We start from the raw sequence: 17,260 nt of genomic DNA on the forward strand, positions 1-17,260 counted from the left end.
CGGTGAGCGGGCAGGCGCTTCGTGATGGCCGGCGTGTATTACTTCACGCGCTGGCCGGGCTTGGCGCCGCTGTCGGGGCTGAGCAGGTAGATCTCCTCGCCACCGGGGCCGGCGGCCAGGACCATGCCTTCGGAGACGCCGAACTTCATCTTGCGCGCGGCCAGGTTGGCCACGTACAGGGTGAGGCGGCCTTCCAGCTTGCTCGGGTCCGGGTAGGCGCTCTTGATGCCGGAGAACACGTTGCGTTTCTCGTCGCCGATATCCAGGGACAGGCGCAGCAGCTTGTCGGCCCCTTCGACGAACTCGGCCTTCTCGATCAGCGCGATGCGCAGGTCGACGGCGGCGAAGGCGTCGAAGCCGATTTCGGCGGCCAGCGGGTCCTTGGTCAGCTCGCCGTTGCCGGCAGGGGCCGGTGCAGCGGCGGCCAGGTCTTCCTTGGAGGCAGCGACCATGGCTTCGATCTTCGCCGGCTCGATGCGGGTCATCAGCGGGGTGAAGGCGTTCAGCTGGTGGTCGGCCAGCAGCGTCTCGTGGTCGGCCCAGGTCAGCGGGGCGACGTTGAGGAACTGCTCGGCAGCGGCGGAGAGGTTCGGCAGCACCGGCTTGAGGAAGATCACCAGCTGGCGGAACAGGTTGACGCCCGCAGCGCACACGGCCTGAACCTCGTCCTGCTTGCCTTCCTGCTTGGCCAGGGCCCAGGGCGCCTTGTCGGCGATCCAGGCGTTGGCGCGGTCGGCCAGGGCCATGATTTCGCGCATGGCGCGGGCGAAGTCACGGTTCTCGAAGGCCTCGGCGATGCTCGGTGCGGCGGCCTTGAACTCGGCGAACAGCTCCGGCGCGGCATTGGCGGCCACCAGGCGGCCGGCGTTGCCCTTGTGGATGAAACCGGCGCAACGGCTGGCGATGTTGACCACCTTGCCCACCAGGTCGGAGTTCACCTTCTGCACGAAGTCCTCGAGGTTCAGGTCGAGGTCGTCCACGCCGCGGCCCAGCTTGGCCGCGTAGTAGTAGCGCAGGTATTCCGGGCTCAGGTGGTCGAGGTAGGTGCGCGCCTTGATGAAGGTGCCGCGGGACTTGGACATCTTCTGCCCGTTCACCGTCAGGTAGCCGTGCACGTTGAGCGCGGTCGGCTTGCGGTAGCCGGCGCCTTCGAGCATGGCGGGCCAGAACAGGGCGTGGAAGTTGACGATGTCCTTGCCGATGAAGTGGTACAGCTCGGCGCTGGAGTCCTTGGCCCAGAAGGCGTCGAAGTCCAGCTCCGGGCGGCGCGCGCAGAGGTTCTGGAAGCTGGCCATGTAGCCGATGGGCGCGTCCAGCCAGACGTAGAAGTACTTGCCCGGGGCATCGGGGATCTCGAAGCCGAAGTAGGGCGCATCACGGCTGATGTCCCACTCCTGCAGGCCGGCATCCAGCCATTCGGCGATCTTGTTGGCCACGGACTCCTGCAGGGCACCGCTGCGGGTCCACTGCTTCAGCATGGCGTCGAAGTTCGGCAGCTTGAAGAAGTAGTGCAGCGATTCCTTGAGCACCGGAGTTGCGCCGGAGATGGCCGACTTGGGGTTCTTCAGCTCGGTGGGCGCGTAGGTGGCGCCGCAGACTTCGCAGTTGTCGCCGTACTGGTCGTCGGCCGCGCATTTCGGGCAGGTGCCCTTGATGAAGCGGTCGGCCAGGAACATTTGCTTGTCCGGGTCGAAATACTGGGTCACCGGGCGGGTGGCGATATGGCCGGCGTCGCGCAGCCGGGTGTAGATGCTGCTGGACAGCGCGCGGTTCTCGTCCGAGTGGGTCGAGTGGTAGTTGTCGAACTCCACCAGGAAGTCGGCGAAATCGGTGGTGTGCTCGGCGCGCACGTTGTCGATCAACTGCTCGGAGGTGATGCCCTCCTTCTCGGCGCGCAGCATGATGGCCGAGCCGTGGGCGTCGTCGGCGCAAACGTAGATGGCCTGGTTGCCGCGCATCTTCTGGAAGCGCACCCAGATATCGGTCTGGATGTACTCGACCATATGCCCGAGGTGGATGGAACCGTTGGCATAGGGGAGGGCGCTGGTAACGAGGATCTTGCGGGCTTCGGTCATGGTGATCGGCTGCACTGGGAACACGGGGAAAGTCGGTAACTATATAGGCGTGGCGGGGCATTTTCATCTGTTGCATGGGCTTTGGGTTAAGATGCCCGCCTGTTTCGCTCGGTCTTTTTCCCGGAGTCTTCCATGCCTGTCACCCGCGCCGTGGTGGAAGCCACGCTTCGTCAGTTCACCGATCCCCACCTTGGCCAGGACCCGGTCAGCGCCGGCTGCCTACGCGAGGTCGACATCCAGGGCGGCAAGGTCCACGTACGCCTGGAGCTGGGCTATGCCGCCGGGCTGTTCAAGAGCGGCTGGGCGCAGATGCTGCAGATGGCCCTGGAGAACCAGGACGGCATCGATTCGGCCAAGGTCGAGGTCGATTGCGTGATCGAGCCGCACAAGGCCCAGGCCCAGGTGCCGGCCCTGGCCAACGTCAAGAACGTGATCGCCGTAGCCTCCGGCAAGGGCGGTGTGGGCAAGTCCACCACCGCCGCCAACCTGGCCCTGGCGCTGGCCCGCGAAGGCGCCCGCGTGGGCATCCTCGACGCCGATATCTATGGCCCCAGCCAGGGCATCATGTTCGGCATCGCCGAGGGCACCCGCCCGAGGTGCGTGACCAGAAGTTCTTCGTGCCGATCAAGTCCCACGGTGTGGAAGTCATGTCCATGGCCTTCCTCACCGACGACAACACCCCGGTGGTGTGGCGCGGCCCGATGGTGTCCGGCGCGTTGATCCAGCTGATCACCCAGACCGCCTGGGACGACCTCGACTACCTGGTGGTGGACATGCCCCCGGGCACCGGCGACATCCAGCTGACCCTGGCGCAGAAGGTGCCGGTGGCCGGCAGCGTGATCGTCACCACCCCGCAGGACCTGGCCCTGCTGGACGCCAAGAAGGGCGTGGAGATGTTCCGCAAGGTCAACATCCCGGTGCTGGGCGTGGTGGAGAACATGGCGGTGCACATCTGCTCCAACTGCGGCCATGCCGAGCACCTGTTCGGCGAAGGCGGCGGCGAGAAGCTGGCGACCCAGTACGGCGTCGAGCTGCTGGCTTCCCTGCCGCTGTCCATGGCCATCCGCATGCAGTCCGATGGCGGCAAGCCGACCACCGTCGCCGACCCGGAAAGCCAGATCGCCATGATCTACCAGGAAATGGCCCGCTGCGTCGGCGCGCGCATCGCGCAGTCCGGCATGGGCGCCGGTGCCATGCCGACCATCACCATCAGCGACGACTGATGTCGCACGGCGGTGGGGGCTCAGTCGCCCCCGCCGCCGCCACACCCTCCGCCACATCCGCCTCCGCTGTCCCCGCCGCCGTCCGAACCGCCACCATCGCTCGATGAATCGCCGCTCTGATGGCTGCCGCTCGTGCCGCTGCCATCGCCGAAGTCGCTGGAGCCGTAGCCCGAGTCGGCGCCGACGAAGTCCCCGCCGCAGTAGATGACGCCACTGCCCGCGTCGCCGCTGTCGTTGCGGCGTACGCCCTGGCAGTCGGCCACATAGAGGAAGCCGCCGAGGATGCCCAGGCGGCTGTCCAGGTCGAACAGCAGCGGTACGCGGCCGGGCTTGCGCGGGTCGATGCGCTCCTGCTCGCAGGCGTACCACCAGCAGCGGCGCAGGCCGGCGTCGGCCTGGCGGGCGTTGCCCGAGAGGGTGCGTGCCGGGCGGTGGTGCAGGAAGCGGCCAAAAGCTTTCTGGCAGAAGTGCTTGTATTCGCGAGTGTCGAGGATGAAGGCGTGCCACAGGTCGTCCACTACCTGGGAGGGCATGGAGACGTAGCCGTAGCCGCTCTTCAGGTAGCAGAGGAAGTACTGGCGCAGGCCGGCGCTCACCAGCATGCAGTCTTCCAGGCTCAGTTGCGGGTGGCGCTTGCGCAGTTCATCGAACAGCCAGGGGGCCGGGCGGAACTCGCGGATGAAGCGTTCCCGGCCGATTGTGCGGCGGCGTTTGAAGAACGAGAAGGAAAAGACGGCGAAGAACAGGCCGGGAATGATCAGCCAGGGGGTCATGGTGGGTCCTTTCTCCACAAGGGCGGGCCAACAGTGGCGCAGTCGGCGTCGCCGCCACAAGCCCCGCTCGGCGGCGCTGGGCGCCAGGCCACGCTACCGGTCGCTGCCCTTTGCCCGAAACGCCCGCGCCCGGTAAGATTCGCGATCATTTTTCACCTTCACAGGACCCCCCGCCATGAGCATAAAATCGGACAAGTGGATTCGCCGCATGGCCCAGGAACACGGGATGATCGAGCCCTTCGTCGAGCGCCAGGTGCGCGGCGCGGACGACAACCGGGTGATTTCCTACGGGGTGTCCAGCTACGGCTACGACGTGCGTTGCGCCGCCGAATTCAAGGTCTTCACCAATATCCACTCCGCCGTGGTCGACCCGAAGAACTTCGACGAGAAGAGCTTCGTCGACATCAACAGCGACGTTTGCATCATTCCGCCGAACTCCTTCGCCCTGGCCCGCACGGTCGAGTACTTCCGTATTCCGCGTGACGTGCTGACCATCTGCCTGGGCAAGAGCACCTATGCGCGCTGCGGCATCATCGTCAACGTCACCCCGCTGGAACCCGAGTGGGAAGGCCACGTGACCCTGGAGTTCTCCAACACCACCAACCTGCCGGCGAAGATCTACGCCCACGAAGGCGTGGCGCAGATGCTCTTCCTGCAATCGGACGAAGCCTGCGAAGTCTCCTACCGCGACCGCGGCGGCAAGTACCAGGGCCAGACCGGCGTGACCCTGCCCAAGGCCTGATCCACCTGCGTTGCGACCAAAGCCGGGCCCATGCCCGGCTTTTTCATGGCTCTGTCCAGTCAAAGGAACCTGACGAATGAACCTGCTCAAATCCCTCCTGTTCACCCTCGGCCTGGGCGTTTGCTCGTTGTTGCAGGCTGCGGAACTCTCCGTGCTCAGCGGTACCGGGGCATTCGGCCTGCCGGCCAGCGCCACCCGCGCCCAGTTCGTCGAGCGCCTAGGCAAGCCCACGGCCGAGCTGCCCATGTACGGCAAGCGGCGCGGGCTGCTGTATGGCAATTCGATGATGCTGGTGTTCCTCGGTGACCGCCTGCGCGAAGTGCGCTGCTGGGAGCTGGGCGGCTACAACGACAGCCTGTTCCTCGGCTGGATGCAGGGCGTGGGCGAGCGTGGTGCGAATTGGCGTTTCAGCCTGGATGGCCAGGTGCGCCTGGGCCAGCGTCGCGAGCAGACCGCCCCGTGGCTGCAGGGGCTGGAAGGCACCGGCGACGAGCGCTCGGACCTGGTGGTCAAGAACGGCAGCGAGGTCTGGCTGGGCTATGGCTTCGAGCCGGAGTACCGCCAGGACGACGAAGAGCAGCCGGTTCTGGTCTCCATCACCGTGCACTTCAACGATCCGCGCTGATAGGGCGCCCGTAGGAGCGAGCTCTGCTCGCGAAGCCTTTGACGGCTGAAGCCCGGGCTACGGGGCAGGGACGGAAATAGGCGGAATTCTTCGGCAATCGCGGGGCTCTACTGCTTGAAGCCACTGTGAACGCCGGAGGAACGCCATGCGCTCCCAGATCATCCTCGAAGCCCTGACGCCCAGTGCCAGTGCACGGGTGGACGCCATCCTCGCCCATAGCGACCCGTCGCGGGTGCTGCAACAGGTGCCAGGGCCGGGCGACCCGGAGGAGCCGGGTGAACCCACCCAGCCCCACGAACCGGGCGAGCCGACCCTTCCCGACCAGCCGCCGCCCGCTCCGGTGGTGTAGCGCCTCAGGGCACCAGCGGCAGGTCGCGCTTGTGCTGGGTGGCGTCGTAGGTGCGCACGATGATGTCGTAGGCCTCCTGGCGTACGCTTTCACCGTGCAGGAAGGCGTCGATCTCGGCGTAGCTGACGCCATGGGCCTCTTCGTCGGGCTTGCCGGGGCGCAGTTCCTCGAGGTCGGCGGTGGGCACCTTCTGCACCAGGTTGTCCGGCGCGCCCAGGTAGCGGGCGATGGCGCGCACCTGGTTCTTCACCAGGCCGCTCAGCGGGGCCAGGTCGCAGGCGCCGTCACCGAACTTGGTGAAGAAACCCATCACCGCCTCGGCGGCGTGGTCGGTGCCGATCACCAGGCCGTTGTTGGCGTTGGCGATGGCGAACTGCGCGACCATGCGGATACGTGCCTTGACGTTGCCGACCACGAAGTCGCGGCGGGCATCGCTCAGCGCCTGCAGGTGGGTCACCTGCTCACCGAGACCGGTCACGCTGGCGGCGATGTTCACCGTGTCCTCGACATCTGCGCGGATGAATTTCAGTGATTCCTGGGCGTCATGCTCATCGTGCTGGGTGTTGTGCGGCAGGCGCACGGCGATGAAGCGGTAGTCCGGGTCGCCGGTCTCGGCGCGCAGCTCTTCCACCGTCACCTGGGCCAGGCGGCCGGCGGTCAGCGAATCCACGCCACCGCTGATGCCCAGCACCAGTACCTTGAGCCGCGCGTTGCGCAGGCAGGTCTTGATGAAGGCCTTGCGCCGCTCGATCTCCGCCTGCAGGGCGGCTTCATCGGCGAAGGGGGGTACCACATCCAGGGCGGCGGCTATCTCTTTCTGGCGATTGCTCATGGCGGTTCCTTGGCGCTAGCGCGCGTCTGATACGCGGAATACATGTTTCAGGTAGGTGACGAAGTTCTCGTCGCGGCACTGGGTCTTGCCCGGGGTGTCGGAGATCTTCGCCACCGGCTGGCCGTTGCAGGCGGTCATCTTGATGACGATGTTCATGGGCTCGACGCCCGGGATGTCGCAGGTCAGGTTGGTACCGATACCGAAGCTGACGTGGATACGACCGTGCAGGGCGCGATACAGCTTCAGCGCCTTGGCCAGGTCGAGGCCGTCGGAGAATACGAGGGTCTTGGTCTGCGGGTCTATACCGAGCTTTTCATAGTGGCGGATGCACTTCTCGGCCCATTCCAGCGGGTCGCCGGAGTCGTGGCGCAGGCCGTCGAAGAGCTTGGCGAAGTACAGGTCGAAGTCCTTGAGGAAGGCATCGGTGGTGATGCAGTCGGTCAGGGCGATCCCCAGCAGGCCGCGGTACTCGCGGACCCAGCAGTCCAGCGCGGCGATCTGGCTGTCGATCAGGCGCGGGCCCAGTTGCTGGTGGGACATCAGCCACTCGTGGGCCATGGTGCCGATGGGCTTGATGTCGAACTCGCGGGCCAGGTGCACGTTGCTGGTGCCGACGAAGCGCCCGGGGAAGTCGCGCTTGAGGATGTGCACCATCTCTTCCTGCACCCGGTAGGAGAAGCGCCGGCGGGTGCCGAAGTCGGCGATCTGGAAGCCTTCCAGCTCGCTGGCGCTGGCTTCGCCCTTGAGCCAGTCGAGCTTCTGGTAGAGGCGCTCGCTGGCCTGTTCGAGGATCACCTCGCGGTAGCGGTAGCGGTTGCGCACCTCGCTGACGATGGCCAGCAGCGGGATCTCGAAGAGGATCACGTGCAGCCAGGGGCCGCGCAGGCGGATGCACAGCTGGTCGTCCTCGATGCCGGCCTGGACGTAGCGCATGTTGAAGCGGAACAGGCTGAGGAAGCGGGTGAAGTCCGGCTTGATGAAGGGGATGCGCTCCAGGAAGGCCAACTGGTCGGCGGTGATGGAAATCTCCGACAGGCGCTCGATCTGGTAGCGGATCTCCGCCAGGTAGGGGCGCAGGTCCTCGGCGTTGCGGCAGCGGAATTCCCACTCCACCTCGGCGTTGGGGTAGTTGTGCAGCACCGCCTGCATCATGGTCAGCTTGTAGAAATCGGTGTCCAGCAGGTTCTGCACGATGCGGTCGGAAAACACGCTCTCGGCCATGATCAGCTCTCCTTCTCGATGCTGTTCAGCAAGGCGTCCAGTTCGGCCTCGCTGGCGCACAGCGCGATTCCCAGTTCGTTCATCTGCAGCCGCGCGGCTTCGGCCGTGGCTTCGGCGATTGCCCGGCACGCCGGGAGGTAGACGATAACCGCAAAGCCGGCGCGGCGCAGTTGCAGCGCGGTGGTCTTCACGCAGTAGTCCAGGGCCAGGCCGCCCACCAGTACATGGCTGACGGCGTTCTGCCGGAGGAATTCGATCACCCCGGTGCTGCGGCGTTCCGCCAGGTCGTGGTAGCAGGCGCCGTAGGGGTGCAGGTCGGGCTCCACGCCTTTCCACACGAAGTAGTCGTAGTCCAGCGGCTGGGGCAGCTCGTCCAGCAGCTCGAAACCGGGGGTGCCCGGTACGCAGTGGCTGACCCAGGTGATGTCGGCGTTGGCCAGGGGCAGCGGTGCGAGCATCTCCGCGTGGCTGGGCACGACCCAGGCGGCCTGCGGGCTGTGGGCGTCCTTGCTGCCGATGCGCAGTTCGGCGCGGCGGGCCAGCAGGTTGAGGTGCGCTGCGATCTCGTCGCCGCCCGGAACCGGGAGTTCGGCGGGGCAGAGGGGGGTGAAGCCTTTCTGGGCGTCGACATCGAAGCTGGCGATTTTCATGGCTGCGTTCCTCGTTCGGTTGCGGCTGGCTACATATTCCATCTCGTGTAATATGTCGTCAAGCACTCTTTGATCGCAGGAGGACAGCGATGAGAAACAGTCGGCAGGATTTTCCCGATCCCAGCCTGCGGGCCTACCCGGCGGGCAGCGCGTCTCCGGCCCCGGTGCGCTTCCGCCTGGCGGTGTACGGCGGTGCCTTCGATCCGCCCCACCCGGGCCATGAAAGCGTGGTGCGCCGGGTATTGGAGTGCGCCGAGCAGGTGCTGCTGGTGCCGAGCCACCGCCACGCCCACGGCAAGCGCATGGTGGATTTCGCCCTGCGCTGCGCCTGGCTGGAGCGCCTGGCGACACGCATCGACCCCGCGCGGGTGCGCTGCGACGCCATCGAGGCGCGGCTGGCCCCGGGCGCGACGGCGGTGTACAGCTACGACCTGTTGCAGGCCGTGGCGGGTGAGTACGGTGTGGTGCCGGGGGACATCGCCCTGGTCATAGGCGAGGACAACCTGCCCCAGGTGGCGGGCTTCCATCGCGGGGCGGAGCTGCGCGAGCGCTTCGGCCTGCTGGTGGCGGACGAGACGCTGCTGCTGCACAGTTCGGCCATCCGCCTGCACCTGCGCGAGGGCCTGGCGCTGCCGCCGGCCTGGTGCCTGCCGGAAGTGCAGGGTGAACTGGATATCTATAGGGAGCTGCAATGAGTTCTGCACAGGTACTGGCCAGCGTCGACATCGTCGCGCTGCGCCTGAACGAGGCCCAGGGGCTGGAGCTGCTGCTGATCCGCCGGGCCCAGGCGCCCTTCGAGGGCGAGTGGGCGCTGCCGGGCGTGCTGGTCAACGGCCGCTGCGACGACGCCGACCTGGACGCTGCCGCCACCCGGGCCCTGGCGGAGAAGGCACGGGTGCGCCCGCAGCACCTGGAACAGGTGGCCACCGTGGGCAATGCCCGGCGCGACCCGCGCGGCTGGTCGCTGTCGACCTTCTACCTCGCCCTGCTGGAGCCCGACACGCAACTGAGTGAAGCCGACCTGCGCTTCCTGCCGCTGGACGAGGCCTGCGGGTTGCCCTTCGACCATGACCAACTGGTGCGCCAGGCCCGCGAGCGGCTGGCCGGCAAGTCGGTCTACACCTCCCTGCCGCTGCACCTGCTGCCCCGGCGCTTCACCGTGACCGAGGCCCTGGGCGCCTTCCAGGCCTGCCTCGGCCAGGCGGTGCAGCACACCACCCTGCGCGGGCGCCTGGAGAAGATGAAGGGGCAGGGCTGGGTGCTGGATACCGGCGAGCACAACCACCCGAAGATGGGCCGCCCGCAGAAGGTGCTGGAGCACTGCCCGGCGGAAGGCGGCGTGTTCACCTTCGACCGCAGCGTGTTGTCCTGACGGCATGGCGACGGCGAATTCCGGGCAAAAAAATAGGCGCCAACGTGGGCGCCAGGGAGCAATGAACAATGCATAGGTTCTGAGTGCTCCCTGGCGCGTAAGTTCAGAAAAACAGCAAAAAAGACGACATCCTGCGGCCATCCATAGGCCATCAAGCCAGGCGGCGTCAGCCGGGGAAGGCGGGCCAGACGCCGCCGTCGCCGCAGATGAAAATCCGTGAATCCGCTGCGCTGGCCTGGTCCATGCCACCGGTGAACTCGCCGAAGGCCGGCAGCAGGCTGAGCCGCTCGCCGAGGCGGAAGCAGGGCAGGCGCAGGCTCTGGCGGCCGGGGCCGCGCAGGCGGAAGGTCGGGTGCAGGTGGCCGGCCAGCACGTGCAGCGTCGGGTGCGGCTCGGGCTCGTGCTGCAGGGCGAAGGGCCCCAGGGCCAGCGGTTCGTGGTGCAGGCTGAAGCCGAGCGCGGCGGGTGGGTCGCCGGCGTGGCGGTCGTGGTTGCCGCGCACCAGGTCGATGGCCAGGTGCGGATGCCCGGCGCGCCAGGCGGTGAGCACCGGCCAGAGCGGCGCCTCGGCGCCCTGGCGGGCATGCAGGAAGTCGCCGAGGAAGACCAGGCGGCGGCAGCCGTGCTCGTGCAGCAGCCGGTCCAGGCGGCGCAGGTTCTCTGCCGTGGTGCCGCTGGGCACCGGCTGGCCGAGGCGACGGAAGCTGGCGGCCTTGCCGAAATGGATATCGGCCGCCAGCAGGCAGCCTTCCTCGGGCCAGTACAGCGCGCGGTCGGCCAGCAGCAGGACGCGGGTGCCGGCCAGTTCCACCTCCAGCGCGGCGTTCATCGCGCCCGGCTCCGGCGTGGCGGCTGGTCGGCGGCGCGCTCCAGCTGCTTCACCATGCGGGCGATGCGGTCGGCCAGCTTCTCGCTGCTCAGCCCTTCGCGGAAGCGTTCCACCAGCAGCGGGAAGGCCAGGGGCGTGGGGCGCGGCACCTCCACCAGGCGCAGCTCGCGCTCGCGGATGCGTTGCAGGCAGGCCTCCAGGCGCGGCAGGTCCAGCTCCTGGCGCAGCACCTCCTCGCGGGCCTGGTGCAGCAGCAGGTTGTCCGGGTCGTACTGGCGGAACACGTCGAAGAACAGCCCGCTGGAGGCCTGCAGCTGGCGGGTGCTCTTGCTGGCACCGGGGCGGCCGGCGAACACCAGCCCGGCGATGCGGGCGATCTCGCGGAAGCGCCGGCGTGACAGCTCGCTGGCATTGAGGCTGTGCAGCAGGTCCTCGAGCAGTTCGTGCTCGCTGAACAGCTCGGGACCCAGGCATGCGGCCCAATCCACCTCGGTGGCTGCCAGCAGCTCCAGGCCGTAGTCGTTGACGGCGATGGAGAAGCTCACGGGGCTTTGCCGGGCCAGGCGCCAGGCCAGCAGGCTGGCGAGGCCCAGGTGCACCTGGCGGCCGGCGAAGGGGTAGAGGAACAGGTGCCAGCCCTCGCGGCTCTTCAGGCACTCGGCCAGCAGGTTGTGCTCGTCGGGCAGCGCCGACCAGGCCTGCTGCAGTTCCAGCAGCGGCCGGGTCAGTTTCAGCTCGGGGCTGTCGTAGCGGCCCCGCGCGGCCTCGCCCAGCTGGTGCACCAGGGCATCGGCCAGTTCGCTGGAAAGGGGCATGCGCCCACCGTTCCAGCGCGGGATGGCGGCCTTGCGCGCGGCGCTGCGGCGCACGTAGGCGGTCATGTCCTCGACCCGCACCAGCTCCAGTGGGCGGCCGGCGAAGAGGAAGGCATCGCCCGGGCGCAGGCGCGAGATGAAGCCTTCCTCGATGCTGCCCAGGGAGCCGGCGGCACCGCCCTTGCCCCAGAAGCGCACCTGCAGGCTGGCGTCGCTGACGATGGTGCCGATGCTCTGCCGGTGCCGCCGCGCCAGCTGCGCACTGGGCACCTGCCATAAGCCGCTGGCATCGGGTTCGGCGCGGCGGTACTCGGGGTAGGCGGTGAGGGAATGGCCGCCGTGGCGGATGAAGGCCAGGGCCCAGGCCCATTCGTCATCCCCCAGGGCGCGATAGGCCCAGCAACTGCGCACCTCGGCGAGCATCGCCTCGGCCTGGAAGCCACCGCCGAGGGCCATGCTGACCAGGTGCTGGACCAGCACGTCCAGCGGCTTTTCCGGGCTCAGGCGTGCTTCGATGCGGCGCTCGGCGATGGCCTGGCGCGCGGCCACCGCCTCCACCAGTTCCAGGCTGTGGGTGGGCACCAGGGTCACCCGCGAGGCGCGGCCCGGCGCGTGGCCGGAGCGGCCAGCCCGTTGCATCAGCCGCGCCACGCCCTTGGCGGTGCCCACCTGCAGCACCCGCTCCACGGGGAGGAAGTCCACCCCCAGGTCGAGGCTGGAGGTGCACACCACGGCCTTGAGGCGGCCCTGCTTGAGGCCGTTCTCCACCCATTCGCGCACCTCGCGGGACAGCGAGCCGTGGTGCAGGGCGATCAGCCCGGCCCAGTCCGGTCGTGCGGCGAGCAGGGCCTGGTACCAGGTTTCCGACTGCGCGCGGGTGTTGGTGAACACCAGGCTGCTGGCGCTGCCCTCCAGCTCTGCCACCACCTGCGGCAGCATGCGCAATCCCATGTGCCCGGCCCAGGGGAAACGCTCGACGCTGGCCGGCAGCAGGGTGTCCACCTCCAGGCGCTTGCGCTGCTCGCCCTGCAGCAGCAGGCCGTCGCCGCCGGGCACCAGTACCTGCAGCGCGTGCTCCAGGTTGCCCAGGGTGGCGGACAGGCCCCAGGTGGCGAGCGCGGGGTTCCACAGGCGCAGCCGTGCCAGGGCCAGTTGCAGTTGCACGCCGCGCTTGTTGCCGAGCAGCTCGTGCCATTCGTCGACCACTACCATGCGCAGCCCGGCGAAGGCTTGGGCGGCGTCGGCGCGGGTCAGCAGCAGGGTCAGGCTTTCCGGCGTGGTGACCAGCACGCTGGGCAGGTTGCGCGATTGCCGGGCGCGCTCGGCGCTGCCGGTATCGCCCGTGCGCAGGCCCAGGCTCCAGGGCAGGCCGAGTTCGTCGATGGGCGCCTGCAGGGCGCGGGCGGTGTCGGCGGCCAGGGCGCGCATGGGGGTTATCCACAGTACCGAGAGCGGCAGCACCTGGCCCTTGCCACGCTCCTTGCGGGTGGGCGTGGCGCCGGTCAGCAAATCGAGGGCGGCGAACCAGGCGGCGTAGGTCTTGCCGGCGCCGGTGGTGGCGTGGAGCAGGCCGGAGCGGCCCTGGGCGACGGCGCGCCAGAGGCTTTTCTGGAAGACGAAGGGGCGCCAGCCACGGTCGCCGAACCAGCGCGAGGAGGGGCGGGGGGCGCGGCTCAAGCCTCGGGCTCCGGCGCGACATCGGCCAGCAGGGCCTGGAGGCTGGCGAGGGTGTCGGCTTCGGCCACCGGTTTGTCCTGGCGCCAGCGCAGCATGCGCGGGAAGCGCACGGCGACGCCGCTCTTGTGGCGCTTGGACAGGGCGATGCCCTCGAAGCCCAGCTCGAACACCAGGGTGGGCGTGACGCTGCGCACCGGGCCGAACTTCTCCACCGTGGTGCGGCGGACGATGGCGTCGACCTTGCGCATCTCCTCGTCCGTGAGGCCCGAGTAGGCCTTGGCGAAAGGCACCAGGGCGCGCTCGGCGCTGGCGTCGTCGCCATCCCAGACGGCGAAGGTGAAGTCGGTGTAGAGGTTGGCGCGGCGCCCGTGGCCGCGCTGGGCGTAGATCAGCACGGCGTCGACGCTGTAGGGGTCGAGCTTCCATTTCCACCAGGTGCCCTGGTCCTTGGTGCGGCCGACGCCGTAGAGCGCGTCGCGGGCCTTGAGCATCATCCCTTCGACGCCGAGGGCGCGGGCGCCTTCGCGCTGGCGGGCGAGGTCGGGCCAATCTTCGCCGCGCACCTCGGGGGACAGCTCCAGCACCGGGTCGCTCAGCTCCTCCAGCAATTGCTCCAGGCGTTCACGGCGTTCGGCCAGGGGGCGTTGGCGCCAATCCTCGCCGCGCCATTCCAGCAGGTCGTAGGCCACCAGGCGCACCGGCGCGTCGTCGAGCACCTTGCGGGTCAGGCGCTTGCGGGCGATGCGTTGCTGCAACAGGGCGAAGGGCTGCACGCGGCCGTCCTTCCAGACCAGGATCTCGCCGTCGATCACGGTGCCGTCCGGCAGCGCGTGGGCCAGGCCGTGGAGTTCGGGGAAGCGCTCGCTGACCAGCTCCTCGCCCCGCGACCAGATCCACAGGTGGCCGTCGCGGCGCACCAGCTGGGCGCGGATGCCGTCCCACTTCCACTCGATCAGCCAGTTCGCCGGGGAGCCGAGCAGGTCGGCGAAGGACGCCACCTCCGCCTGCAGCGGGTGGGCGAGGAAGAAGGGGTAGGGCAGGCCGCCGCGTTCCAGGTGCTCGGCCTCGCTCTGTGCGGCGATGAGCCGGGCATAGCCCTGGGCACTGGGCGGGCGCGAGGCGTCGGTGTAGCCGACCATGCGCTGGGCGACGCGCTTGGGGTCGACCCCGGCGAGGTTGGCCAGGGCGCGGGTCACCAGCAGGCGCGAGACACCGACGCGGAAGGCGCCGGTGACCAGCTTCAGGCACACCAGCAGGCTCAGGCGGTCGAGGCGCGCCCAGAGCGGCGGCAGGCGGGCGGCCAGTTCCGCCGGCGGCAACCCGCGCAGGGGCAGCAGGTGGTCCTCGACCCAGGTGGCGAGGCCCTTTTCGGAGCGATGGACGCTGGGCGGCAGCAGCAGGGAAATGGTTTCGGCCAGGTCGCCCACCGCCTGGTAGCTCTCCTCGAACAGCCACTCGGGCAGGCCGGTGATGGCCAGGGTGATGTCCCGCAGCTGGCGCACCGGCACCAGCTGGCGCGGCTTGCCGCCACTGAGGAAGTACACCGCCCAGGCGGCATCCTCGGGGGCGGCGCTGGCGAAATAGTCCTGCAGGGCGGCCAGCTTGGCGTTGTTCGAGGTGCTGGCGTCGAGGCGGCCATAGAGCTCGGCGAAGTCCTTCACGGGGTCGCCTCCGCGCTCGTGGCGGGTTCGTCCTCGTCGCCGTATTCGGTGCTGAAGCCCTGGGCGTCCAGGCCCTGTTCGCAGAGGTAGCGCACCAGCACGTTGACCGAGCCATGGGTGACGAACACCCGCTCGGCACCGCTCTGCTCGATGGCCCAGAGCAGGCCGGGCCAGTCGGCGTGGTCGGAGAGCACGAAGCCGCGGTCCACGCCGCGTCGCCGGCGGGTGCCGCGCAGCATCATCCAGCCGCTGGCGAAGGCGTCGCTGTAGTCGCCGAAGCGGCGCATCCAGCTGCTGCCGCCGGCCGAGGGCGGGGCCAGCACCAGGGCCTGGCGCAGCAGCGGGTCGTTGCGGGGGATGTCTCCGGCGTAGCGGGTTTCCGGCAGGGCGATGCCGGCTTCGCGGTAGACCCGGTTGAGCGGCTCCATGGCGCCGTGGGCGAGGATCGGGCCGATGCTGGCGTCGATGCCGTGGAGGATGCGCTGGGCCTTGCCGAAGGCGTAGCAGAACAGCACGCTGGCGCGCCCGGCGGCCTGGTTGGCGCGCCACCAGGCGTCGATTTCGGCGAACAGCGAGGCTTGCGGCTGCCAGCGGTAGATGGGCAGGCCGAAGGTGGATTCGGTGATGAAGCAGTGGCAGCGCACTAGCTCGAAGGGGGCGCAGGTGCCGTCGGCCTCGGTCTTGTAGTCGCCCGAGGCGACCCAGACTTCGCCCTGGTATTCCAGGCGCACCTGGGCGGAGCCGAGCACGTGGCCGGCCGGATGCAGGCTGAGGGTGACGCCGCCGTGCTCCAGGCGCTCGCCGTAGTCGAGGGTCTGCAGGCGGATGTCGCCCAGGCGCGCCCGGAGGATGCCTTCGCCGGCGGCGGCCGCCAGGTAGTGGCCGTTGCCGGTGCGCGCGTGGTCGCCGTGGCCGTGGGTGATCACGGCACGTTCCACCGGTTTCCAGGGGTCGATGTAGAAGTCACCGGGCGGACAGTAGAGGCCTTCGGGCCTCGCGACGACCAGGTCCATGGGCACGCCTCGCTGTGGGCTCATGGTTATGAGCATGGTCGGGTTCGGTTGGTTCGGCTGGCAAGTTCGCCTCGGGATCGCGACACAGGTCACGGAAGTCCCGGGCGTTCGTCGGAACAGGTGGCCTGGGGCCAGGTGGGGACGTCAAGATTCGGAGCGGCTCTTCTGCCGACTTCATGGAGGATGTGCGAATGCAGGCGATCAAGGCCTATTTCCAGCGCCACGGCCACGATTCGTTCCGGATCGGTGAGGGGCGTATCAGCGGTTACATTTCGGCAGCGCTGGGGCTGCTCAGCCTGTGCGCGGTGCTGTGCTTCCTGTTCCCCGAGTGGCTGACCTTCGCCGAGTTCCGCAAGGTCTACAGCGAGCACTTCGCCCGCACTGTGCTGCTGGTGGGGCTGGTGGCTTCGTTCTCCCTGGGCACCCTGAACATCCTGCTCAACCGCCGCAAGCGCCTGGGCTTCACCGGCATCATCGCGTCCGGGCTGGCGGTGTTCCTCGGTGGCAGCAACATCCAGTTCGAGACCATCGGCGAGACGCCTTATTCCCTGGGGCTGGACTGGTTCGTGCTGGCGCTGCTGGTCTCGGCCATCGTCTTCATCCCTCTGGAGAAGCTCTACGCCAAGGACCCGCAGCAGAACATCCTGCGCCCGCACTGGCGCACCGACCTGGCGTACTTCTTCGTCAGCCACATGCTGGTGCAGTTCATCCTGATCTTCGTCACCGCCTCGTCCACGCTGCTGGGTGGCTGGGCGGTGTCGCCGGCCTTCCAGGCGGGGGTGCAGTCGCTGCCGATCTGGCTGCAGTTCATCCTCGCGGTGCTGGTGGCGGACCTCGGCCAGTACTGGCTGCACCGCCTGTATCACGTGGTGCCCTGGCTGTGGCGCTTCCACGCGGTGCACCACTCGAGCACCTCCATGGACTGGCTGGCCGGTTCGCGCATCCACTTCGTGGAAATCCTGCTGACCCGCACCGGGGTGCTGGTGCCGCTGATGCTGATGGGCTTCTCGCCCCAGGCGATGAACGCTTACGTGATCCTGGTGGGTGTGCAGGCGGTGCTGGCCCACGCCAACGTGCGCATCGACGGTGGCTGGTTCAACTACCTGCTGGTGCTGCCGCGCTACCACCATTGGCACCACGCCCGGCACCCGGACTACATCTACAAGAACTACGCGATCCACCTGCCGATCGTCGACATGGTGTTCGGCACCTTCAAGCTGCCGCCCAAGGAGTGGCCGACCCGCTACGGCGTCTTCGGCAAGCCGCTGCCGGACGGCATCCTGCGCCAGCACCTGTACCCCTTCCAGAAGCCGGAGCCCAAGGCGCCGGTGAAGCCGAAGGCGTCCTGACCTTCGACGGCGGCCCATGTGCAATGCAGGGGCCGCTGCTTCTGATTTTCCCCT

General features: G+C 68.3%; 15 protein-coding genes and 1 pseudogene. 7 read left to right on the top strand and 9 right to left on the bottom strand.

Going from position 1 to position 17,260, the window contains the following annotated elements:
- Positions 1-38: 38 nt before the first annotated feature.
- Positions 39-2,075, bottom strand: a complete 2,037-nt coding sequence (gene metG, locus PSm6_RS17475; protein ID WP_265167858.1) for a methionine--tRNA ligase — start codon at positions 2,073-2,075, stop codon at positions 39-41.
- A gap of 132 nt (positions 2,076-2,207) precedes the next feature.
- On the opposite strand from metG, the pseudogene apbC reads away from it, so the two are divergent.
- Positions 2,208-3,298: pseudogene (gene apbC / locus PSm6_RS17480) on the top strand (iron-sulfur cluster carrier protein ApbC).
- Between the two features lie 20 nt (positions 3,299-3,318).
- On the opposite strand, the gene PSm6_RS17485 reads toward apbC, so the two are convergent.
- A complete protein-coding gene (locus PSm6_RS17485; RefSeq protein ID WP_265167859.1) occupies positions 3,319-4,071 on the bottom strand; it encodes a glycine-rich domain-containing protein in 753 nt (250 codons plus the stop codon).
- Between the two features lie 175 nt (positions 4,072-4,246).
- On the opposite strand from PSm6_RS17485, the gene dcd reads away from it, so the two are divergent.
- The 3 genes from dcd to PSm6_RS17500 all read left to right on the top strand — a co-directional run bounded on the left by dcd (position 4,247) and on the right by PSm6_RS17500 (position 5,787).
- Entirely contained in the window at positions 4,247-4,813 is a 567-nt protein-coding gene (dcd, locus tag PSm6_RS17490; protein ID WP_043242812.1) for a dCTP deaminase, read from the top strand.
- Positions 4,814-4,889: 76 nt separating this feature from the next.
- The gene (locus PSm6_RS17495; protein WP_265167860.1) at positions 4,890-5,438 is read left to right on the top strand and encodes a hypothetical protein; all 549 of its coding nucleotides are present in this window, start codon (positions 4,890-4,892) and stop codon (positions 5,436-5,438) included.
- 145 nt (positions 5,439-5,583) lie between these two features.
- Positions 5,584-5,787, top strand: coding sequence for a hypothetical protein (locus PSm6_RS17500; RefSeq protein WP_043242811.1), 204 nt, complete (start codon positions 5,584-5,586; stop codon positions 5,785-5,787).
- 4 nt (positions 5,788-5,791) lie between these two features.
- Here the strand turns inward: PSm6_RS17500 and nadE are convergent, their stop codons facing one another.
- Genes nadE through PSm6_RS17515 form a run of 3 tightly spaced genes read right to left on the bottom strand, consistent with a single transcriptional unit; the run spans position 5,792 to position 8,532 of the window.
- Positions 5,792-6,619, bottom strand: coding sequence for an NAD(+) synthase (gene nadE / locus PSm6_RS17505; RefSeq protein WP_043242810.1), 828 nt, complete (start codon positions 6,617-6,619; stop codon positions 5,792-5,794).
- Positions 6,620-6,634: 15 nt separating this feature from the next.
- Positions 6,635-7,840 (bottom strand): nicotinate phosphoribosyltransferase, encoded by a 1,206-nt coding sequence (gene pncB, locus PSm6_RS17510; RefSeq protein ID WP_043242809.1) that lies wholly within the window; start codon positions 7,838-7,840, stop codon positions 6,635-6,637.
- Between the two features lie 2 nt (positions 7,841-7,842).
- Positions 7,843-8,532: a nicotinamidase gene (locus PSm6_RS17515; protein WP_371876952.1), complete on the bottom strand. Its 690-nt coding sequence runs from the start codon at positions 8,530-8,532 to the stop codon at positions 7,843-7,845.
- Positions 8,533-8,579: 47 nt separating this feature from the next.
- Between PSm6_RS17515 and PSm6_RS17520 the strand changes: the two genes are divergently transcribed.
- On the top strand, positions 8,580-9,185 hold the full coding sequence (locus PSm6_RS17520; RefSeq protein ID WP_265167861.1) for an adenylyltransferase/cytidyltransferase family protein: 606 nt from the start codon (positions 8,580-8,582) through the stop codon (positions 9,183-9,185).
- Entirely contained in the window at positions 9,182-9,862 is a 681-nt protein-coding gene (locus PSm6_RS17525; protein ID WP_265167862.1) for an NUDIX domain-containing protein, read from the top strand. The genes PSm6_RS17520 and PSm6_RS17525 overlap by 4 nt, the downstream gene beginning before the upstream one ends.
- A gap of 166 nt (positions 9,863-10,028) precedes the next feature.
- Here the strand turns inward: PSm6_RS17525 and pdeM are convergent, their stop codons facing one another.
- The 4 genes from pdeM to PSm6_RS17545 are packed head-to-tail and all read right to left on the bottom strand — an operon-like array spanning position 10,029 to position 15,857.
- A complete protein-coding gene (gene pdeM / locus PSm6_RS17530; RefSeq protein WP_265167863.1) occupies positions 10,029-10,691 on the bottom strand; it encodes a ligase-associated DNA damage response endonuclease PdeM in 663 nt (220 codons plus the stop codon).
- Positions 10,688-13,183, bottom strand: a complete 2,496-nt coding sequence (locus PSm6_RS17535) for a ligase-associated DNA damage response DEXH box helicase (protein ID WP_265167864.1) — start codon at positions 13,181-13,183, stop codon at positions 10,688-10,690. The genes pdeM and PSm6_RS17535 overlap by 4 nt, the downstream gene beginning before the upstream one ends.
- Entirely contained in the window at positions 13,180-14,844 is a 1,665-nt protein-coding gene (locus tag PSm6_RS17540) for an ATP-dependent DNA ligase (RefSeq protein WP_265167865.1), read from the bottom strand. Before PSm6_RS17540 ends, PSm6_RS17535 begins: the two co-directional genes overlap by 4 nt.
- On the bottom strand, positions 14,841-15,857 hold the full coding sequence (locus tag PSm6_RS17545; RefSeq protein WP_265167866.1) for a ligase-associated DNA damage response exonuclease: 1,017 nt from the start codon (positions 15,855-15,857) through the stop codon (positions 14,841-14,843). The genes PSm6_RS17540 and PSm6_RS17545 overlap by 4 nt, the downstream gene beginning before the upstream one ends.
- Before the next feature lie 191 nt (positions 15,858-16,048).
- On the opposite strand from PSm6_RS17545, the gene PSm6_RS17550 reads away from it, so the two are divergent.
- Positions 16,049-17,206, top strand: a complete 1,158-nt coding sequence (locus tag PSm6_RS17550; RefSeq protein ID WP_265167867.1) for a sterol desaturase family protein — start codon at positions 16,049-16,051, stop codon at positions 17,204-17,206.
- Positions 17,207-17,260: the final 54 nt, after the last annotated feature.

Origin of the sequence: Pseudomonas solani (assembly GCF_026072635.1) — a bacterium.
Lineage (GTDB): Bacteria > Pseudomonadota > Gammaproteobacteria > Pseudomonadales > Pseudomonadaceae > Metapseudomonas > Metapseudomonas solani.